The organism is Fastidiosipila sp. (genome assembly GCA_012511175.1).
In the GTDB taxonomy this organism is placed as follows: domain Bacteria; phylum Bacillota; class Clostridia; order Saccharofermentanales; family DTU023; genus UBA4923.
This window is the reverse complement of record JAAZGO010000010.1, coordinates 40,372-62,153: the sequence shown is the minus strand read 5'-3', so window position 1 is coordinate 62,153 and position 21,782 is coordinate 40,372. Positions and strand designations below refer to the sequence as shown.

The window sequence follows — 21,782 nt, the reverse complement described above, 5'->3', positions numbered from 1 at the left end:
TGAGCGCCCTTCATCCCGCCATGATTCTGCTAGAATGAAAAACGAGAACGCCTGCCGGCCCTGATGATTGCGGAGATCTTATGACAACTTCCCGGCTGACCGATGACCAACAGCTTGCCGTAAGTTTTGAACAGCCGGCCAACCTGCTGGTTTCCGCTGCGGCGGGATCAGGCAAAACAACCACCCTGACCGAACGGATCGTTGAGCGTCTGGTCAGAGGGAGGGTGGCTCCGTCACAGCTGCTTGTCATCACCTTTACCGAACTTGCGGCCAAGGATTTGAAAGTAAAAATCTCTGCCCGTCTGAGGGAACTGCGGGATCAGGCGTCGTCCAGCCAGGATAAGCGAAATCTCAGCCAACTGGCAGGTGAGCTGGATCTGGCACAGATCTCGACAATTCATGCCTTCTGCAACCGTATCCTTACTACTCACCTGCCTGCCTATTGCGATGAAAAAGGAAACACGCTCCTGGAGCCGGGTTACCGGATTCTTGGTGAAAGGCAGGAGCAAAGGCTGCTCGATGAATCAATCGATGCCGTCCTGTCAGACGTGTACACCAAAATTGACGCCTGCAACACCAAAGCTGACTTCTGGTGCGGGCAGCAGGCTGCACCCCTGATTCTGTCGGATGAAAAAATCAGTCTTTCCGAATGGCTGAGTGATTTTCAGTCCATCGCAAAGGCCTATTCGCCTGACCTCGAAGACAGGGCCTTTCGCGAAGCAATCGCTGAAATGCTTGAACAGCTCAGGAATCTGCCGGATTACCATCAATTTGTCATGGAAAAAATCCGGGAATTATTTGGCCGTTCCCGTTCCTTTCCCCTGGCAGGTGATTTCGCGGCCGCCCATTGGTGGGATTTGCTGGAAGAGGCACTGGAAAAGGCCGGACATACCCTTGATTACATCGATTCCGTTCCCGGCCTGATGCAGGAATTCTCGGCTTCCGGGCTGGCGACCGACCAGCAGATGGCGGCCGTAGTGGACCTCATGTCGACTGTCGTGGCCCGCCTGAATCGTTCCAGCGGGCGCAGCGCCGCCCGTTGGGATGAAATCGTAGAAATCGGCCAGGGAATGGATCCGGTCAAATTCCCGCGGTCTGTTCACGCGGGCAAAGATCCTGCCAAAAAAGCAATCAAGGAAGAGTTCGTCTTTCGTTGCCGGGCTGGTTTTTTGCCGCTCGTCGGCCTGATCTCTAATCAGATCAAAAGGGGATCGAGCCAGGACGCCTCTTTCATCACGGGGCACCCTTCTGTCTTCACCCTAAAGACCGCTGATATCCGGCATGATCTGATGACGTCTGCCCGCGCCTCCGCACGTTTCATGGAGCTGGTGCTCCTGGTGGACCAAGAATTCAAAAGACGCCGTTTTGCCGCCAACGCCATCCTCTTCAGTGACATTGAACACGGCGCCCTTGAATTGCTGAAACAGGAGGACATCAGGGAGGACTATTTGTCGAGATATGAGGAGATCTATGTTGACGAGTACCAGGATACCAGCAGCATCCAGGATGCCATCATCCGAAAGATCGCCTGCAACAACCTGCTTATGGTCGGCGACATCAAACAGAGTATCTACCGCTTCCGCTACGCCAATCCCGGCCTTTTTGCCGGTCACCAGGAAAATTCCTGCCTTGTGCGGGCAAATGAAGCTATTCCCGAGCTCGAATCCCACCACACCGGTTACCTGGCGCTTCTCAACCGCTGTTTTCGCACCCGCCCCTTAATCATCGATTTCATCAATGACTTCTTCAGCTCCTTTCTAACCAGGCAGTCGGGTGAAATCGAATACGATGAAAGCCAGCTGCTCTTCGCTGACAACCGTAAATGGCGACTCCATGACCAGAAAGAGAACGGTGCTTTTCCAGCCAATCTCGTTTTGGAAATCGGAACAGGGATTGAAGTATCCGGGGCCACTGGAGACCTTGAAGGCAGCGATATCCAAGCCGCCAGTTGGCAGCAGGAAAATGCCGCTTTGTCTCCCGCCGGACGCGAAGCCCTGATGGCACTTCGCGTCATTCGCGAGCTCCGGCAAAAAGGGATCCCCTACGACCGGATTGCCATTCTGCTTCCCACCAATGAAAATTGCCGTGATTACGAAGAAGTCTTGATCCAATGCGGCATCCCTGTCACAAGCCGGTCAGGTGACACGTCTTCGGATAATCTGGTTTTCCGCCAGGTTGAGGCACTTTTGTCCGTCCTCGACAATCCCAGGCAGGATTTTGCCCTCCTGTCCGTCCTCCTGGGCCCTTTTGCGCCCCAAGCCTGGCAGGGTGAAGATCTGATCCAGGTGGCCCGGCTTGCCCCCCCGGACGATTCCGCCGGGCAAACGAAAAAAACGTCAGGAAATCGCAGATCCTTTTTCCACGATCGCTTCCTCATGCTGCCGAAGCTGGAGGATCACCCGTTGGCCACCAAAGCCAGAGCTTTCATAGACCGTATGGAGCGGTGGCGTTTCCTGGCGCAAGAGCTCAGTTTCCGGGATTTGCTCGACCTGATCTTTTTCGAAACGGATTACACGGAGTACATCGCCCGCTCAACTTTTGGCGAGAGCTACCTGAGGGATCTTGAAAAGCTGCTCGATCTGGCAACGGAACCTGATCCTGATGCCACGCCGGGGATACGGGCAGCCCTGAGAAAAATGAAGGAAATGATGGATGCGGACACTGCAGGTGAAACATCGGATGCCGCGCTTGTTCCCGGCGCTGTCCGCGTCCTGACCCGGCATAGCAGCAAGGGCCTTGAATGGGATTATGTCATCCTGGGCAGGCTTGATTTAAACTGGAAAACCCGAAAGACAAAACCTCTCATCCTCTTATCCGAACAGGAAGGACTCTCCAGCGCGACGCTATCAGAAGACGGAATGGCTGTCGTCAATAATCCTCTGCACGAGGCAGCCCTGATCGCCGAAGCAAACCGCGACAGGGCGGAAGCCTGGCGTTTGCTTTACGTCGCCATGACTCGTGCCATCCACGGCCTCTACCTCCTCTTTCCCGTCGCTCAGGCGTCGCTTCAAGAAAAGCCTGCTTACGCCAGGGCCATGGAGGCAGTTACCCGCCGGACAGCCGGTCTGGATCGGAAGAGACGGGCCGACCGTGCCATCATTCCTGCGGAGCTGACAGCCGGCCTGAAAAATGACGCCGAGCTTTTTCTGGCCTATCTGACCGCCCGCTACCCGGCCTTTGCCAAGACGGTGACTTCTTTGACCGGGGAAGGTGGAGACACCTCCCGATCCCTTGAAACCGGGCTGCCCCGGGTCATTGAAGCAGTCAATGTGACGCCATGGGCTGAACTTCTGCAAGGAGCCCTTGAAAGTCAGCTGGAGGGAACGGCGGATTACCTGGAGGACGCTGTCAGCACGAATGACAGGCAGGAGGGATTATCCAACGGCCAAACCCGCTTGGCGCCCCTCCAACTCCTTCTGTCGGAAGTCCCCTTCAGACAGGCGGCCAGGACTCCCGCCAAGGTGACGGTCACCGAACTGCAGCGGCTCGGATTGGAGCGACAGCCCGGGCTCCGGGGAGAAGATCCAGAACAGGAGGCAGTTTGGGAAATCTTCGGTAATCCAGTTGCGGTGTCCCTTGAAAAGGCTGACATGCCCCTGACCCTGCGCTCCAAAAGGGAAACCGGCCGGGATGGAGGAGCCCCGCTTGGTACCGCCATGCATCTGGTATTTCAGTTTTTGGACCTCCGGACACTGCGCGGCCAGCCCATGGTCAAGGCAGAAAAGATCTACGCAAGCCAGCTGGACCGTATGGTTGAGGCCCTCACCCTGACAGAGGAAGCGCGTGATGCCGCCCTGACTTTCACGGATCAGGCGGTCCGCTGGGCCAACAGCGAGCTTGCGGGCCGCCTCCTGCGGGTTGAGGAAACGAGCGGGAAAGTATACCGCGAAATACCCTTTACCCTGGCCCTTCCGTCAAGCCATCTGGATGCCTCCTTTCCTGCGGACGAGACCAGCCTGATCCAGGGCATGATTGATCTCTGGTTCGTAGAGGAAGACGGCGCAGCGATTCTGATTGACTTCAAGACCGACCACCTGACGGGAGACAGAAATGACGGTTGGCTAAGGGAACGTTACGGGGTCCAGATCAAGTTTTATGCCGAGGCCATTGCCCGGGCGACAGGCCGCAAGGTCAAGGAAAAGCTGATCTGGCTGATCCGTGAGGCCAGAGCCGTTGCCTTTCCCTGACACAGCTTGACAAGCAGAACCCACTTGTTTATTGTTGATGGACAAAGGAAACGGGTTACGGAACCGATACGTTTCCGCATTTTAGATTTGGAGGAGATGTATGGAAAACAACACGCAATATCAGCAACCCGGCGGCTATGCCCCGCCCCCGGCGGCTCCGGCGCCAACCAACGGGATGGCCATTGCGGCACTCGTTTGCGGAGTCCTTGGAATTATTGGTTCCTTTATTCCCATCGTCATGTATTTTACGGCCGTCCTGGCTGTCCTGGGAATTATCTTCGGAGTTCTGGGAATGAAGAAGGCGAAGCAGCTTGGTTCAGGAAATGGTTTGGCGATCGCAGGCTTGATCCTGGGGATCGTCGGAACGGTCTTCGCGATTGTAGGGATCATCTGTGCTGTAACCGTGGCCTGTGCCCTTAAGAAAGGTTTTGATACACTCAGCACCCTTCCTTTTAGCTAAGCCCAAGCAAGCAAACCCTGCCTGGATGACGAGCGGTTTAACCAGGAAATAAAAGGCGCTGTGCAGCGATTGTAGGGTCGTTGCGCAGCGTTTTTACTTGGATCCTATGTTGCCTTACTTTTATTTATTTGGGAAAATGATCAGCCTTTATGCCTTGATGTCCCTGGCAGGAGTCCTCATGGCAGGCACTTTCGCCTACCGCCAGGCCAGGCGCTCCCCGCTCGACCCGGTCACCATGATTTCCATGTTGCTGGTTGCTGTGTCAGCCGGCTGGGCCGGCAGCCACCTGACCTACGCGCTTGTCAATTTCGGGGAACTGCGGCTCTTCCTTGCCATTATTCGAAAAATTCCTTCTTTTTCCGTCCTGATCCAGTACCTGCAATACCTTTTCGGGGGCGCTGTCTTCTACGGGGGCCTCATCATCGGGATTCTGGCCGGGATGGCCTACGGCAAGAGAAAGCAACTGGATCTCGATGCCTACTCCGACATCGGGGCAGCCGCCATTCCCCTTTTTCACGGCTTCGGACGGATCGGCTGCTTTTTGGGGGGCTGCTGTTACGGGGTGGAGTGCAAAATCGGTTTCATTTACACCCGGTCGGTCGTGGAGGAGGCAAATGGAGTCCGGCGCTTTCCCATTCAGCTGGTTGAATCTTTTTTGAACTTTGCCCTCTTCTTCTTTCTCTGGTGGCTTTTGCGAAAATCCCGGTTTAAAGGAAAGCTTCTCTACCTATACCTCTGTCTCTACGCCCTGATCCGGTTCATCCTGGAGTTTTGGAGAGGCGATGAAGCCAGAGGTTTCCTTCTCGGGATGTCGACCTCGCAATTCATCGGAATTTTCGTTTTTGCCTTCGGCCTTCTGATGATAATTTTCAAGGGCAGGCGGCAGACAGACAGCCTGTAACCCACGCAATCCTCCTCTTCTCAAAGTTGACAAATCACCTGGCAACCATGACAATACTGCATGGAGGCAGATGGGTTCTGGTGTGCCCCGCGGTCTTCAAAACCGTTGAGGGGGGTTAGGAGCCTCCCGGGTGAGTTCGATTCTCACATGCTTCCGCCAGTTGAAACGCGCCGGCCCTCCAGCCGTTGGCCAACAGGGTTGGCGCGTATTTTTCCGCTTTCCGATTGACTCGGCGGGAGCGGCTCCCCCGGCGGGAAGATTACAGGAGGCCGCATGCCCCGACGGGCTCGCTGAAAGGAGAGGCGGTTTATTCCGCCCAGACCATGATCAGACGCACAGGAACAACTTCGAGAGGAATCCGGACCCCCATTATCAAGAGCGGCGATAAGCTGGCGGAAATCATTCTTGACAGCGTTTTACTCGCCGCCCGTGACGAAGGATTCGATTTGCACGACAGGGATGTGGTTGCAGTAACGGAGTCAGTTGTGGCCCGGGCCGAGAACAATTACGCCAGCTGCGATGACATCGCCAAAGACATCAGAAGGAAATTTCCTGAAGGCGAAATCGGCCTTGTTTTTCCCATCCTGAGCAGAAACCGTTTTGCGGTTAATCTGCGCGGGATTGCCCGTGGCGCAAAAAAAATTGTGCTGCAGCTCAGCTATCCCTCCGATGAGGTCGGCAACAGCCTGATGGATCTGGACCAGATGGATGAAAAGGGGATTGATCCGCTGAAGGACTGCCTTTCCGAAATGCGTTACCGCAAACTCTTCGGTGTGAACCGCCACACCTTCACCGGCGTTGATTACGTTGATTTCTATCGCGAAACCATCCGGAGCGAGGGCTGCGAAGCTGAGATCATCCTGGCCAATGACCCGCTGGTTGTCCTCCGCTACACCCCCTTCACCCTTGTCTGTGACGTCCACGCAAGAGAAAGAACCAAACGGCTCTTGCGGCGTGCCGGGGCCAAACGGGTTCTGGGCCTGGATGACATCTTGACTCAGTCTGTTGACGGAAGCGGTTTCCATGAGGAATTTGGATTACTCGGCAGCAACAAGGCCAGCGAAGAAATCGTGAAACTTTTTCCGCGATCCGGCAAACTGTTTGTCAACACCCTTTCCGGTCTCTTCCTGGAAAGGACAGGGAAGCACATTGAAGTGATGATTTACGGCGACGGCGCTTTCAAAGATCCCGTCTGCAAGATCTGGGAACTGGCCGACCCTGTTGTTTCTCCTGCCTTTACAGATGGCCTTGGCGGCAAGCCCAGGGAATTGAAATTGAAATATCTGACTGACAGCAAATTTGCCGACCTCTCGGGCCAGGAGCTTGAAGAGGCTGTGCGCCAGGCAATTGCCGACAAAGAAGAGGATCTGGACTTTGAGACCAATGCCGGAGGCACCACCCCGCGCCGGTTGACCGACCTGCTCGGCTCGCTGGCAGACCTGACATCGGGAAGCGGAGACAAGGGAACGCCTGTCGTTTTGATCCAGGGATACTTTGACAGCCTTGCCGACTGATAGCCGACACTGCCAAGTCAAATAAAGGAGTCAACCATGAAACACACCATCCTTATCCGGGGAGGCGGCGATTTAGCCTCTGCCGTTATTCACAAACTCCGCCAATCGGGATTCCGCGTGGTCGTCTGCGACCTCCCCTCGCCTTCCTGTGTCCGGCGGACCGTTTCCTATTGCAACGCCATCTATGAGGGTGACTGGACAATTGAGGGCGTGACCTCGCGCCACATCCGCTCACTGGAAGAAATCGAACCCGCCATCCGGGACGGATTAATCCCCGTTCTCACCCTCCCCGACCGGCAAGTCCGGGATTTTTTGAAACCGGACGTTTTCATTGACGCTACTCTTAGCAAGCGAACACCCGACTACGATCTCTCCTGGGCTCCCCTGGTCATCGGCCTGGGTCCCGGCATCGAAGCGGGAAAGCAAGCCCACGTGGTGATCGAAACCAAACGCGGGCATTATCTGGGCCGCCTGGTCCATCAGGGGCAAGCCCTTGCCAACACCGGAATCCCGGGCAACATTGAGGGCGTCGACAAGGATCGCGTCCTGAGAGCCCCCCGGGAGGGTGTCACACGCAATCTCCACGAAATCGGCGACCAGGTCGTTGCAGGCGATGTCATTTTGATGGTTGGCGAGGTGCCGGTCAAAACCGTCATTTCAGGTGTCGTCCGCGGCCTGATCGCGGATGGCTTCCAGGTTAGAAGAGGACAGAAACTGGGCGATGTCGACCCGCGCGGGGATGCCGACTACACCCGGACCATCAGCGACAAGGGCCGCACCATCGCGGGCGGTGTGCTGGAGGCCATCCTGGCGCATTTTGGGGAATAGAAGCGATTGCTCCCCGACCGCTGTGAAAGGAGCGGGAATGACCGCAGCCAATCTGACGATCGAGGCCTATGTCCGCTCGCTGATCAGGCAGGATGCGCAACTCGATCCGCGGCCTTTCCTGGTTAGCGCCATCGGCGGGGGCGGCAAGACGACCACCCTGGTCGAGCTTTTTGATGCCGCAATACGGCCCCGCTCCATCCTGACCTCAACCACCGCCTTAGGCCTCCCCGGGGCAGGCAGGGAAGTCGCGCCGCCCCTTTCACACAAGCAAAAGAAGAATCCGGCCCTGGCCCGTGTTACGGCCGCGCCTCCTGCCGGATCCGGCCTCTGGCTGGGCCCCGCCTGTGAGGATATCGCCGGCAAGCACCGCGGACTTGACAGGGATCAACTGGATGCCTGGGTGCGGGAACAGAGAGAGGCAGGTGACAAGGACACCCTCATCCTTTGTGAAGCTGACGGCTCAAAGAGAAAACCGCTTAAGGCCCACGCGGAACACGAACCGGTCATACCTAAAACCACTGATCTGACCCTGATACTCTTCGGTCTTTCCGCCATCGGGCAAGCCCTGGCCGAACCGGTGGTCCACCGCGCTCCCCTCTTCTCTGCGGCCACCGGCCTTGAAGCCGGGAAACCCATCCAAATTTCCAATCTTCTTTCGCTCTTGAACTCCGGTCATTTTTTCAAGGGCATCCCGCCAACCAGCAAAATTGCTGTCGTTTTCAACCAGGCGGATTGCCTGGACAAAGAGCAGAGGACCCAAGGGTTCTTCCATGAACTGGCGGGGCGGGTACTTGAAAACAGCCGGATCAGTGCTGTCTTTTTCAAAGGCCTGGATCGGGGAGAGCATAAGACCTATTGGGGGCAATCCAAAAACAGCGGGCAGCCCGCACCCTTCTCTGCGGTCATCATGGCTGCCGGCATGTCAGAGCGGATGGGCGGACTCAACAAGCTGCTCCTGCCCCTGGGAGGCCAAACCGTCATCGCCCGGACCTTGAGCCGGGTGCTCTCAGCCGGTATCCCCGATCTTGTGGTTGTCACGGGTTTTGAATCTCAACGGGTCCGTGAAACCATTGAAACGGCGATCAGGCCGCTGAAAGGCGGGACAAATCTGACTTTTGTCACCAATGACAGATATTGCGAAGGCCAGGGCAGATCGGTGGCTGTCGGGACGCAGCACCTGGCCCCTGAAAGCACGGCCTGTTTTTATGTACCGGGGGATCAGCCTTTTCTTTCCCCTCTCCTGCTGCGGCACCTGATGGAGGAATTTGAGACAGGGAAAATCATGATTCCGGTAAGGGAGGGCAGGCGGTCCTCACCTGTGCTCTTTGACCGCAGCTTCTACCGGGAGCTGTCGTCACTTGCAGGTGATCTTGGCGGGAGGCAGGTGATTCAGGACCATGAAGATGCGGTGATCGAAGTCATCAGCCATGATCATTCAGCCGGTTTTGATCTTGATACACCGGAGGACTATGAAAGAGCGCGCTCACTCGTAAAAATTGAACACACGGAAAGGAGTTTTCCATGAATCTGTTTCTCTGCTATCCCAAATGAGGGACCTGCCGTAAAGCAAGGAGTTTCCTTGATGAACATGACATTCCCTACACCTTCCGCGATATTCAAAAAGACAGGCCGACCGGAGAGGAACTGACCGGCTGGATTGCCAAAAGCGGCAAGGGGGTTAAGGCCTTTTTCAATACCAGCGGCATGAAATACCGTGAGCTGAAGCTGAAAGATAAGCTTCCCCTGATGACGGATCAAGAAATGATCGAGATCCTTGCCTCAGACGGCATGCTGGTTAAGCGGCCGGTTTTCATTTTCGAGGATCAGGTGCTTGTCGGTTACCGGCAAGGGGACTACGACAAACTTAAGCCGGGCGGCTAGCCCTGCGGTTCGCCAGTCACACTGACCTGGCAGACTTTCATGGCTTCCAGGGCAATTTTGTGACTTTCCGGCGTGACGCCTGCACAGCAGCTGGCGTCCACCTTGATTTCGACCTCCGGTAAGAATGCCTTGATCAGCATGGCGTTTGAAATGACGCAGATGTCGGTACAAAGGCCAACCAGGGTGATGGACCGGATAGGCTCCTCCTCATTCATTTCCATCAGCGTGGAGGGGAGATCCCGGGCGCCAAAGGTATCTTTCTCGATCACCTTCCCTTGACGTGCTTGAGCAACTTCCCCGACAATTTCCCATCCCTCGGTTCCGCGGATGCAATGCTCCACGGGGAGCAGCCGGCCTTCCTGAGTTTCCAGGTAGTCTGCCTGGTGTGTATCCTTGGTGAAAAGAACCGGACCATCGAACTTTTTCATTTTTTTGACCACATTGGAGACAATTGACCTGGCCTCCGGTGTCCCGAGGGAACCGTCTACAAAATCGTTTTGCATATCAACCACTAGAAGAATGTCCTGCATGACCGCCACCTCCCTGACGCTTTCATTGTCTCATCATTCTCATTATCAAAAGAGCGCCCCGGCTGTAAGTGGCACGGGGCGCTCCTGATTGAAAACAGATCGAATCAATCAGTCTTCAGCAATTTTGACAACCGTACCTGAACCGACCGTCTTGCCGCCTTCACGGATAGCGAACTTCAGTCCCGGCTCGATGGCGATCGGAGTGATCAGTTCGACATTGATTTCGACGTGGTCGCCCGGCATACACATTTCGACTCCTTCAGGCAAGTGGGCAACGCCCGTCACGTCAGTCGTCCGGAAGTAGAACTGCGGACGGTAGCCATCAAAGAAAGGCTTATGCCGGCCGCCCTCATCCTTGGTCAGCACGTAAACCTGACCGATGAATTTCTTGTGCGGTTTAATGGATCCGGGTGCTGCCACCACCTGACCGCGCCGGACTTCGTCACGCGCCACGCCGCGGAGCAGCAAGCCGACATTGTCACCTGCCTCAGCGTGGTCGAGCATCTTGCGGAACATTTCAATCCCGGTCACAACAGTCTTTCTCGGTTCATCAGCTAATCCGACAACCTCGACCGGCTTGTTGATATCGATTTGACCGCGCTCAACCCGGCCGGTAACAACCGTGCCGCGGCCGGTGATGGTCATGACGTCTTCGATTGGACAGGCAAAGGGCTGGTCAATCGGACGGACCGGTGTGGGGATGAAGTCATCGACCGCTTCCATCAGATCGAGGATGGGCTTGTAAACCGGGTCACTCATGTCGGTGCTTGTGGACTCAAGCGCCTCCAAGGCAGAACCCCGGATAATGGGCGTGTCGTCGCCGGGGAAGTCGTACTCGTCCAGACGTTCACGGATTTCCATCTCAACCAGATCGAGAAGCTCGGGGTCGTCCACCTGGTCAGTCTTGTTCATGAATACGACAATGGCGGGGACACCAACCTGGCGGGCGAGCAGGATATGCTCGCGGGTCTGGGGCATGGGGCCGTCAACGGCCGAAACGACAAGAATCGCGCCGTCCATCTGCGCCGCACCGGTGATCATGTTCTTGATGTAGTCAGCGTGTCCCGGGCAGTCAACGTGCGCGTAATGACGTTTTGCGGTTTCGTACTCAACATGTGACGCGTTAATGGTAATACCGCGGGCCCTCTCTTCGGGTGCCTTGTCAATGGCGGCATAGTCGGTGAAGCTTGCCAGACCTTCGCTCGAAAGCACTTTGGTAATGGCCGCGGTCAAGGTCGTTTTGCCGTGGTCGACGTGACCGATGGTTCCAACATTGACATGTGGTTTGGTTCTTTCAAATTTCTGTTTTCCCATTCAAATATCCTCCTGCTGGTCGATCATTTCTCGGATCGTTTGCTTTGAAAATTTTGGTCTTACAATTTTCTCATAAAACCTGTATATGCGCAACGTGTCGTGCGCCGGGAGCCCTTCACAGGCATCCTCTCTGCTAGTGCTGGTGAGTCGCCATGCTGGCCCGGACATTCTCGGGCACCTGCTCGAAATGACTGGCCTGCATGGTAAAAACACCTCTTCCCTGAGTTCGCGACCTTAGAGCGGTCGCGTAGCCGAACATCTCCGACAAGGAGACGAAGGCATCGACAACCTGCGCATTATGGGCCGCTTCCATTCCCTGGATCTGGCCCCGCCGGGCATTCAGGTCTGCCAGTACATCACCCAGGTATTCGCTGGGGACGATGACATCGACCTTCATGATGGGTTCCATCAGGATAGCATCCGCGTGTTTCATGGCATCTCTCAAAGCCATGGAACCGGCAATGCGGAAGGCGATGTCCGACGAATCCACTTCATGAGCGGAACCATCGATCAGGGTCGCCTTCAGGTCCACGACTGGATAGCCGGCAACCACCCCGCCGTTCATGGCGTCGCGGATGCCCTCTTCCACTGACTTAATGAATTCCTTGGGGATCACACCCCCGACTGTCTTGTCTTCGAAAACGAAGCCCTTGCCTGACTCAAGCGGAGCAATCTCGATAACGGCGTGCCCATATTGGCCATGGCCTCCGGTTTGCCGAACGAATCGTCCTTCACCCCGTGCTTCCCTGGTAATGGTCTCACGATAGGCAACCTGCGGTTGGCCTACGTTGGCTTCAACTTTGAATTCACGCAAAAGCCGATCCACAATGATAGCCAGATGGAGTTCACCCATGCCGGAAACAATCATCTGTCCTGTTTCCTTATCGACGCGGGTCCTGAAGGTCGGATCCTCCTCGGCCAATTTGGCCAGGGCGCCGTCCAGTTTCTCCTGGCTGGCCTTGGACTTGGGTTCAATGGCAACCGAGATGACCGGCTCCGGAAAATCCATGCTCTCAAGAACGATGGGGGCCTGCTCAGTCGTCAGGGTATCACCCGTAGTCGTGTTACGAAGGCCGACGGCGGCAGCAATATCGCCGGCGTAGACCTCGCTGGCATCCGAACGGTGATTGGCGTGCATCATCAGGATGCGCCCGATCCGCTCGCGCTTGTCCTTGGTCGCATTTTTTACGTAAGTGCCTGCTTTCAGCGTACCGCTGTAGACTCGGAAAAAACAAAGCTGACCCACATAGGGGTCGGTCATGACCTTGAAGGCCAAGGCAGAGAAAGGAGCCTTGTCGTCGGCCGGACGTGTCAGCTCCTCACCGCTCCTCGGGTCGATTCCCACAACCGGCGGAATATCGACCGGCGAAGGCAGGTATTCAACCATGGCGTCCAGCAGCATCTGCACCCCTTTGTTCCTGTAGGAAGAACCACAAGTCACGGGCGTGATGGCCGTCGCAATGGTCGCTGTCCGGAGTGCCTTTTTCAGCTCTTCAGCTGAAATTTCCTCATCGCTGAGAAACTTCTCAGCCAGATCGTCATCGGTTTCACAGATGGCTTCGATCATTTTGGCGCGCCACTCCCTGGCCTCTTCCCGCTGATCCGCGGGAATATCGGCCTCAGTAATGGTTTTACCCAGATCTTCTCCCTGATAAATCTCAGCCTTCATCGTCATCAAATCGATAATGCCGAGAAAAGAATCTTCCTTGCCGACAGGCAGCTGAATCGGAACCGCGTTGGTACCAAGGCGGTCCTTCATCATCTTGACGACGTGGAAGAAATCAGCTCCGACGATATCCATCTTGTTGATGTAGGCGATGCGGGGAACCCCATAAGTGTCAGCCTGGCGCCAAACGGTTTCAGTTTGCGGTTCAACGCCTCCCTTGGCGCACAAAACAGTGACGGCCCCATCCAGTACGCGGAGCGACCTTTCGACCTCGACGGTAAAATCGACATGGCCCGGGGTGTCAATGATGTTAATCCGGCACCCTTTCCAGGTCGTTGTCGTCGCGGCCGAGGTAATGGTAATCCCGCGGTCCTGCTCTTCGGGCATCCAGTCCATGGTAGCGGCACCTTCGTGGGTTTCACCCAGCCGGTGAATCCGCCCTGTATAGTAAAGGATCCGTTCGGTCGTCGTCGTTTTGCCGGCGTCGATATGGGCCATGATGCCGATATTTCTTGTATTCTCAAGCGAGAATTCCCTGGGCATCTGTTTGTTCTCCTGCAAGTTTCCTTAAGATGTCACTTACCACCTGTAATGGGCAAAGGCACGGTTGGCTTCTGCCATACGGTGAATCTCTTCTTTTTTCCGGTGCGCTGCCCCGGCCTGCTTGGATGCATCCAGCAGTTCGTTGGCCAGGCGCTCTTTCATTGTGCGCTCACTTCGGGTGCGTGCCGCCTGAACAATCCAGCGCAGTGCCAGTGTCTGACGTCTGTCGGGACGCACTTCGATGGGGACCTGATAGTTGGATCCGCCAACACGGCGCGCCTTGACTTCAAGCACGGGCATCACGTTCTCCATGGCCTTGTTGAACACTTCGAGCGGCGATTCGCCGGCCCGCTGTTCAATCAGGTCAAAAGCATTGTACACAATGCTTTGGGCAAGGTCTTTCTTGCCGTCCAGCATCACGTTGTTAATCAGTTTTGCCACCCGCACGTCATGGTAGACAGGGTCGGGCAGTACTTCTCTTTTGGGAATATGGCCTTTCCTTGGCAATGGTCTTCCCTCCTTTCATGATTATGCGGGTTCTTCCATGGGAACCCGAAACCACAGGTACTCACGATATGGACACGTGTCATGCTCAAAAAACAGGCCCGGTCAAAGAGGCGTGTTCTCCTGCATGTTTGTCCAACCGCTGGCCGTTACTTGGTCTTCGCGACTCTCGGGCGCTTGGCTCCGTACTTGGACCGGCTCTGTTTCCGATCAGAGACACCGGCTGTATCGAGCGTGCCGCGTATGACATGATAGCGGACGCCCGGCAGGTCTTTGACACGGCCGCCGCGGATCAGGACCACACTGTGTTCCTGCAAGTTGTGACCGATTCCCGGGATATACGCATAAACCTCGTGCTGATTCGTAAGACGGACACGCGCGACCTTGCGGAGCGCTGAATTCGGTTTTTTCGGCGTTGTCGTCTTTACCACCGTGCACACGCCCCGCTTCTGCGGTGACGAATAGTACGAGGCACGACGTTTTAAAGTATTAAGTCCGGACGCCAGCGCCGGAACGTTTGTCTTGCTCTTTTTCGATTTCCGTCCTTTGTTTACCAACTGGTTGAACGTAGGCATCAACACACCTCCTTCCGTAAAGATTTGCTCATAAAGTTGCCCGCAATGCGGGCGACTGAAAACAAATAATAGCAGGAAGACCCTGCTTTGTCCAGTACTCGTGCACGGTATCGATAACCCGGCAGCCTTGTCCTTTGTGCTGCCATGACATCGGATGCAGGATCAACCGCGCGATAAATGCGGTTGAATCGGGTCTTCAAAATCTCTCATTTTCCAACATCCTATGTTTTGGGATTGGAGTTGCGCAAGGAGCTTACCCTTTCTTTCTGTAAGGAAATGGGATTATATGTTTCAAAGAAGGCGTGCAGTCCTTTATATTTCAGGCCTCGAAGTATATCCCTTTGTCCAAATGGGCCGTGGGATCACCATCCGCAATCCCATCATCCGGGAAATGAAAGGAGGGGTGCCTCTGCAAATGAAAAAGGGTGATCTTTATACTGGGGTGAAGATAGTGAATTTTGAGCCGGAAATTGAACCAACTTTCGCGCCGGCAAACCCCAATCGAAAACAGGCCCGGCAGGGCGATCTAATCCAGCAAACCGTGTACGCCCAACAGGAAGTCCTGAATTCCGATATTCAGGATTCCACGCTCATCGTGATAGGGAGAAATCGGATCTCCTACAATGATAATTTTCCGGAAGGAGTCATTGGTATGAGTCAGGGAGCGCACCTCCTGATTCCTTTTACGGTCTGTATCAATTCGATAGGCGGACTGGATGTAATAGCGTAAATCACCTTTGTTCGCTACAAAATCAATTTCAAATTGCTTAAGTTGCGACCTGCCCTGACTATCCTTAGTGTGGACCGGGACCAGGCCTGTATCTACGGAAAAACCCCTTAATCTCAGTTCATTAAACAGGATGTTCTCCATCAGGTGGTTTTCTTCGGTTTGGCGAAATTCCAGCAAGGCATTTCTCAAGCCGGTGTCAGAAAAGTAATATTTATAGGGCGAGTTAATGTAACGTTTACCTTTGACGTCGTATCGGATCGCTTTTTCAAGAAGAAAAGCATCCTGAAGATACTCCAGGTATTTTGAAATTGTGTTGTAGGACAGGGAAATATTCTTCTTGCTGCGAAAGGTTTTTTCAAGTTTATGCGGGTTGGTCAAGCTACCGATTCCAGAAGCCAGCACCATTAACAACTCGACCATTTCCGAATCATGTCGAATCTTATAGCGTTCGACAATATCTGCCACGTAAACAGACTGAAAAAGCGACTGAAGAAAGCTTTTCTTCTGCTCCGGAGATGTCAGAGTCAAGATCTGGGGCAAACCTCCATATGTGTAATATTCCCGCCAAGCCTCCTCCCTGGGACCTCTGAATCCCGACAGAAACTCCGAGAAAGAGAATGGATGCATTCGTATTTGATCACCGCGACCGCGAAATTCTGTCACAATATCCGAAGACAGAAACCTGGAATTGCTTCCTGTGACATACACGTCAACTTTTCCAATATGAAGAAGAGTGTTGAGAACGTCTTCGAATTCGGGAACATACTGGACTTCATCAAGCAGGACATAGTAGGATCCGTCACTTTTAACCCTGTTCAAAATATAAGCGAGCAATGCATCCGGTTCACGCAATGCCTGATTTCTCCTGTCATCAAGAGCAATCGCGATAATTTTGGAATTGTCCACTCCTTGACTGAGCAAATGTTCAACAAAAAGCTCAAACAAAAGTACAGATTTCCCACAGCGACGGATACCCGTGATAATTTTGATCAAGCGGTTATGCTTTCTCCTGATCAATTGATTGAGATATCTGTCCCTCTTGACAAGCATCACTTGGCTGGCTCCTGCGAACGAACGCTTCATAAGCTCATGGATATTCCCTGATTTACATCATTAAGCTAACAGATTTCCAATTCTATTACAAATTTCCACGTAAATACGTAAATATTCTCAACAGAATACCGGGCAGATCACGCTTTGATTCTCCTAGCGCCGGTCGTACTCATAGTCCGACCCGAGGGCACTCGGCGGATGGTTGTGCCGGGAGAAGAAGAGCAGGAGCAGAAGGGTCAGCACATAAGGAATCATGAGCAGGAGGTCGGACACATCGCTCGACATACCCAGCTTCAGGATGAGCTGGTAACCTCCCGACCGGGCAAAACCGAAAATCAGGCAGGTTAGAAGCGTCCGACGGATATCCCAGTTGCCGCAGATCAGGGCCGCGATGGCCAGGTAACCATAACCCATGTAGATGGTGGGCGAGAAGTTGGCGGAAAAGGCAAAGGCGAAATTCATGCCGCCCAGCCCTGTGAGAAGGCCGCAGATGACCAGGGCCAGATAGCGGATCCGTTTAACGCTGCAGCCGGCTGCCTCAACGCTTTCCGGGTTTTCGCCGCAAGCCCGGAGTCGGAGGCCAAAGCGGGTCTTATAGATCAGGATGGCCGAGACAACCGCGAAAACAACAATGAAGGGGGCAAAAATGTAAAGATCGCGGAAGATGGCACCGATTACGGGAATCCTGCTGATCCCCGGTACGCTGAAGCGGGGGGCAGCCCCCAGCCAGATTTTATTTGATGGTTCACCTGTCAGGCCTTCATTAATCAGTCCGGTAAGGAAGATCGTCAATGACATGGCCAGAATATTGACAACGACGCCGCTGATAACCTGATTGATCCGGAAACGAATGGACATGTAGGCGTGAAGCAGGGCAAAGATCATGCCCCCCAACATGGCGGCGAAGAGAACCGGGTAGACAATGACTTGAGTGCCACCGCGGATGACCGGCTGAAGATAGGCGAAGGCGACCGCGCCGCAAAAAGCACCGAAACCCTGTATACCCTCCAGGGCCAACATGGTGATGCCGCTTTTTTCACTGAAAATGCCCCCGATGGCCATGGCAAAGAGCGGGAGAGAGAAAGCCAGGCCGTCAATGATAATTTTATCGATCATATTTCACCTCACCCTCCTGCTAGTCGTAATGGCGCGACCGTTCACGCATTGAAACGCCGAGTGAACTGAAAAGCAGCAGAATTCCTGTCACCAGTGAAGCAATCTCACGGACAACGCCGGTAGCGGAACTCATGTAAACAGCGCCCTTTTGGAAAATAGTGATCAGGGCTGAAGACAGGATGCAGCTGACGGGACCAAGATTGCCAAGCAAGGCCACCGCGATGGCGTCATAACCCAGGGAAGGCAGGTCTTTGGGCACCATGGTGGAATAGTAGCCCAGGTAATAGGTCACGCCGGCAAGACCTGCCAGGGCACCGGAAATCAGCATGGTGCGGATCATGACATTGCGGATGGGCACACCAGCGTAAGCGGCACCCTCGCGGTTGAAACCCACCATGCGGATTTCAAAACCGCCGGACATCCGCTCCAGATAGAAGCGGATCAAAAAGGCCATGGCAACCGCGATAAAGATGCTTACTGGAATGACCAGCTTCAGGCCTGAGGCTGTCTTGAAAATGATGTGAAGCCTGGCATTGGCGGCAACCTGCCTGGACGAGCGGATGATAGGGTCAACGTACTTGGTCTTGATGAAATAGCCGGTCAGAAAACTGACGATGTAATTGAACATGATACTGGATACCACCTCGTGCACATTGAAGCGGTATTTCAGCCAGCCGATCATGGCGCCAAGTGCGGCACCGGCCAGAAGCCCGATCAGCAGTACAAGCGGAATCGAAAGAGGCGGGGGCAATTTTGAATAACCGACCAGGATGGTGGCGAGGAAGCCCGCCGTCAGCATTTGGCCTGAAACGCCTATGTTGAAAAGACCGCCGCGCAGGCCGACAACAACCCCCAACGATCCAAGAAGCATGGGCGAAAGAATACCCAGGTAGGACAGGAAGTCCGTCAACATGCTGCTGCTTTTCGAGTAGGAGGGCTTCATACCCAGCCCGGAGCCCTGGAAGAAACTGTAAATAGCAGCAAAGGGATTGCGGCCGATGGCGACAAAGACGATGGTCAATACGGCAAAAGTCAAAACGATGCTGGCCAAAGGGATCAGCAGGCGCGAGGACCGCAGCCGGGCGGTAAGGGTTTTGCCGCTCTCCGTTTTTTTCATGCTCCCACCCCCAGCATCAATTGCCCGACTTCCTCCAGTGTCAGCTCCCCGGCAGGTGCAATCTTGCGCAGAACGCCGTTATAAAGGACACCAATGGTGTCGGCCAATTCCATAATTTCGTCAAGCTCAAGCGAAACGAGCAAAATAGCATGCCCTTTGGCCCGTTCCTCCATGATTTGGCGGTGAATATGTGTGCGGGCCGCAATGTCGAGGCCCCTCGTCGGCTGGACAAATATGATCAGCTGGTTGCCCAGGTCAATTTCCCTGGCGACAATAGCCTTTTGCTGATTGCCGCCGCTCATGGAATGGACAATGGTCGCGTCACCTGATCCGCTTCGGATATCATAAGCTTCAATCAGCTTATTGGCATGACGCTTGAAAGCCGTGCGGTTCATGACTTTTCTTTTTGAAAAAGGGGCCTGGCCATAAGTTTTTAAGGCCAAATTCTCTGAAAGCGTCATATCAATGACGAGACCCGTCCTCTGGCGGTCTTCGGGGACATAGGAAATTCCCTCACGGATCCGGGTTCTGATCGAGTGACCCGTGATGTCCCGGCCCTTCAGCAAGACTCTTCCGGATGATGCTTTCATCTGCCCATAGACGGCCTCGACGATTTCAACCTGTCCGTTGCCTGCTACGCCGGCCAGGGCGACCACTTCACCTTCACGGACTGAGAAGGAGACGTCGCGGACGGCAGTGACATTTCTTTCTTTCATGACTGTCAGGTTTTCCACTTCCAGCACGACTTCACCGAAAGGGCGGTCTTCCTTGATAATCTCAAAATCAAGAGACTGGCCGACCATGGTGGCGGCCATATGGGCGGTATCCGTACTCGCAACGTCAAAGACATCGACCAGCCTGCCGCGCCGAAGAACCGCACAGCGATCCGCCAGCCGCTTGATTTCATCCAGTTTGTGGGTAATGAGGATAACAGTATTCCCATGTCTCCGGAGTTCATGGATGACCTCAATCAGGTGCTCAATCTCCTGGGGTGCCAGCATGGCAGTCGGTTCGTCCAGGATCAGGATATCGGCTTTTCTGTATAGCATTTTGAGGATTTCAACGCGTTGCTGGACCGAAACGCTGGCCTCACCGACGGGGAGGCGGGGATCGACCTTCAGTCCGTAGTGGTCGGAAAGCAGGGCGATTTCTTTGTTGGCGGCCTTTTCGTTGACCAGGGGAAAAAGTCCCAGCCATTTTTTGAGCGGCTCAAGTCCCAGGATGATATTCTGAGCGACGGTGTAATTTTCAACCAGTTTGAAATGCTGATGTACCATGCCGATTCCAAGTGCCGTCGCGTCACGCGGCGAACTGAACTCCACCTCCCGGCCCCGGATCCGGATCTTGCCTTCATCCGGCCGGTAAAGTCCGAAGAGGATGTTCATCAGAGTTGTTTTTCCGGCACCGTTTTCGCCCAAGATGGCAAATATCTCGCCCTGGCGGATCTGGAGTGAAATGTCATCATTGGCGAGCACGCCCGGGAACTGCTTGCGGATTCCCAAAAGTTCAACGACAACGGAATGATCGGCCGCATCTCCCATGGCTCAACCCTCTTTCTTGTCTCCACAAGAGGCCCGGAGACCCCCGGCGGGGGCTCCGGGTCTGTCAACAGTCTGCTGTTTCATCCCTGTCCTTTTACAGGCCGGGGAAATCCTCCACGGTCTGCTCGGTGAAGTTGCCAGGCGGGACAATGTCGCCGGCTTTCACTTTGTCATAGACCTCTTTCAGCTTGGCCAGTGTGTCTTCCGACAGCTGATGGCGCCCTGGGGCGGATACGTAGCCGGTCGAGTCAGTCTGTACCGTCAGCACTTCATTTTTGCCCTTGAAAGTCCCGTCCAAAATGGCTTGGAGCTGACGGTCAACGTTCAGATGCATGACCTTGAGCGCGGAAGTCAAAATGATGTTGGTGCCATCGCCGCGATCGCCGTCATCGTACTGGTCTACGTCACAGCCGATGCAGAAGACGTCTTTGCGCTCCTTGGCCGCCGTGAAGACGCCGTTGCCTGAAGCGCCCGCAGCCACGAAGAGGATGTCACAGCCCAGGTCATAGAGTTCATTGCCGATGATCTTACCGGTCGCCTCGTCTGCGAAGTCACCGACATAGTTGCTTCCGACATTGGCTCCCGTGACATCAGTGCCCGCATAGGAGGGCAGGGAAATGATTTCCGCACTTGTTCCAAGATGCTTGTTGGCGTACTTGACACCTGCCTCAAAACCGAACTGGTAATTGACGACTGGCGGGAAAGCCATGCCGTGCACCGAACCGACTTTGCCTGTCTTGGTCTCAAGCGCGGCGGCAACACCGGCAAAGAAGCCGCTTTCCTGCTCGGAAAACAGCATGCCGTATACGTTATCGAGCTCCTGCTCCTCCCCGTTCTCGTCAGTGGGTGCGCTGTCAACCAGGATGACACGGATGTCTTCATTTTCCATGGCCAGCACTCCCACAGGTGCGAACTGGAAGCCAGGCAGAACCAGAACGTCGTAATCGGCGAAGATATCTTCGACAGCCTGCATGACCTTGGCATTGTCAGGCTCCTTGACCGTCTTGACAGTCGAGGAAGGATTCTTGTCGATGAACTGGAGAATACCGTTGTAGCAGTCCTGCCCAAAGGAACCATCGTCAACGCCTGAAGTAGTGACGATAGCGATCTTGAGGCCTTCTTCATCATCTGAGGGTGGGGAAGTATCCGGTGTTTCCGGGGCCTGGGTGGCAGGCGGTCCTTCTCCCTCGGTTGCCGGGGGTTTGTCAGGCTCCTCCGTCTTCGGTGCGCAGGCGACACCGGCAATCAAGGAGATCACCAGCAGGACCAGCAATAATTTTTTTAACAGTGTTTTCATAGATTCCTCCTTCTTTCTTTCTATT

The 21,782-nt window shown here is 54.7% G+C and carries 17 protein-coding genes and 1 tRNA gene; 8 read left to right on the top strand and 10 right to left on the bottom strand.

Annotated features, from left to right (window positions below; all coding sequences use genetic code 11):
- Positions 1–80: 80 nt before the first annotated feature.
- The 8 genes from GX839_01875 to GX839_01840 all read left to right on the top strand — a co-directional run bounded on the left by GX839_01875 (position 81) and on the right by GX839_01840 (position 9,771).
- On the top strand, positions 81–4,187 hold the full coding sequence (locus GX839_01875) for a UvrD-helicase domain-containing protein (protein ID NLB04216.1): 4,107 nt from the start codon (positions 81–83) through the stop codon (positions 4,185–4,187).
- 100 nt (positions 4,188–4,287) lie between these two features.
- Positions 4,288–4,647 (top strand): DUF4190 domain-containing protein, encoded by a 360-nt coding sequence (locus GX839_01870; protein ID NLB04215.1) that lies wholly within the window; start codon positions 4,288–4,290, stop codon positions 4,645–4,647.
- 136 nt (positions 4,648–4,783) lie between these two features.
- A complete protein-coding gene (locus GX839_01865) occupies positions 4,784–5,548 on the top strand; it encodes a prolipoprotein diacylglyceryl transferase (GenBank protein ID NLB04214.1) in 765 nt (254 codons plus the stop codon).
- A gap of 62 nt (positions 5,549–5,610) precedes the next feature.
- Positions 5,611–5,707: transfer RNA gene (locus tag GX839_01860), tRNA-Sec, on the top strand.
- A 164-nt stretch (positions 5,708–5,871) separates the two neighbouring features.
- On the top strand, positions 5,872–7,062 hold the full coding sequence (locus GX839_01855; protein ID NLB04213.1) for a F420-0--gamma-glutamyl ligase: 1,191 nt from the start codon (positions 5,872–5,874) through the stop codon (positions 7,060–7,062).
- A 36-nt stretch (positions 7,063–7,098) separates the two neighbouring features.
- Positions 7,099–7,890 (top strand): EF2563 family selenium-dependent molybdenum hydroxylase system protein, encoded by a 792-nt coding sequence (locus GX839_01850; GenBank protein NLB04212.1) that lies wholly within the window; start codon positions 7,099–7,101, stop codon positions 7,888–7,890.
- A 37-nt stretch (positions 7,891–7,927) separates the two neighbouring features.
- On the top strand, positions 7,928–9,415 hold the full coding sequence (gene yqeC / locus GX839_01845; protein ID NLB04211.1) for a putative selenium-dependent hydroxylase accessory protein YqeC: 1,488 nt from the start codon (positions 7,928–7,930) through the stop codon (positions 9,413–9,415).
- Complete coding sequence (locus GX839_01840; protein NLB04210.1) at positions 9,412–9,771, top strand: arsenate reductase family protein; 360 nt, start codon at positions 9,412–9,414, stop codon at positions 9,769–9,771. The genes yqeC and GX839_01840 overlap by 4 nt, the downstream gene beginning before the upstream one ends.
- On the opposite strand, the gene GX839_01835 is transcribed toward GX839_01840, so the two are convergent.
- The 10 genes from GX839_01835 to GX839_01790 form a co-directional block, all read right to left on the bottom strand.
- Entirely contained in the window at positions 9,768–10,301 is a 534-nt protein-coding gene (locus tag GX839_01835; GenBank protein ID NLB04209.1) for a cysteine hydrolase, read from the bottom strand. The two genes, GX839_01840 and GX839_01835, sit on opposite strands and share 4 nt — an antisense overlap.
- Before the next feature lie 108 nt (positions 10,302–10,409).
- A complete protein-coding gene (tuf, locus tag GX839_01830; GenBank protein ID NLB04208.1) occupies positions 10,410–11,615 on the bottom strand; it encodes an elongation factor Tu in 1,206 nt (401 codons plus the stop codon).
- A gap of 133 nt (positions 11,616–11,748) precedes the next feature.
- Positions 11,749–13,824, bottom strand: coding sequence for an elongation factor G (gene fusA / locus GX839_01825; protein ID NLB04207.1), 2,076 nt, complete (start codon positions 13,822–13,824; stop codon positions 11,749–11,751).
- A gap of 36 nt (positions 13,825–13,860) precedes the next feature.
- Entirely contained in the window at positions 13,861–14,331 is a 471-nt protein-coding gene (gene rpsG / locus GX839_01820; GenBank protein NLB04206.1) for a 30S ribosomal protein S7, read from the bottom strand.
- A gap of 146 nt (positions 14,332–14,477) precedes the next feature.
- Entirely contained in the window at positions 14,478–14,903 is a 426-nt protein-coding gene (gene rpsL / locus GX839_01815) for a 30S ribosomal protein S12 (GenBank protein ID NLB04205.1), read from the bottom strand.
- 526 nt (positions 14,904–15,429) lie between these two features.
- Positions 15,430–16,683 carry an ATP-binding protein gene (locus GX839_01810; GenBank protein NLB04204.1) on the bottom strand — a complete coding sequence of 418 codons (1,254 nt, stop codon included), beginning with the start codon at positions 16,681–16,683 and terminating at the stop codon, positions 15,430–15,432.
- A gap of 156 nt (positions 16,684–16,839) precedes the next feature.
- A complete protein-coding gene (locus tag GX839_01805) occupies positions 16,840–17,799 on the bottom strand; it encodes an ABC transporter permease (protein NLB04203.1) in 960 nt (319 codons plus the stop codon).
- Between the two features lie 22 nt (positions 17,800–17,821).
- Positions 17,822–18,919 (bottom strand): ABC transporter permease, encoded by a 1,098-nt coding sequence (locus tag GX839_01800; protein NLB04202.1) that lies wholly within the window; start codon positions 18,917–18,919, stop codon positions 17,822–17,824.
- Positions 18,916–20,460: an ABC transporter ATP-binding protein gene (locus GX839_01795; protein ID NLB04201.1), complete on the bottom strand. Its 1,545-nt coding sequence runs from the start codon at positions 20,458–20,460 to the stop codon at positions 18,916–18,918. The genes GX839_01800 and GX839_01795 overlap by 4 nt, the downstream gene beginning before the upstream one ends.
- Before the next feature lie 94 nt (positions 20,461–20,554).
- Positions 20,555–21,757: a BMP family ABC transporter substrate-binding protein gene (locus GX839_01790; protein NLB04200.1), complete on the bottom strand. Its 1,203-nt coding sequence runs from the start codon at positions 21,755–21,757 to the stop codon at positions 20,555–20,557.
- Positions 21,758–21,782: the final 25 nt, after the last annotated feature.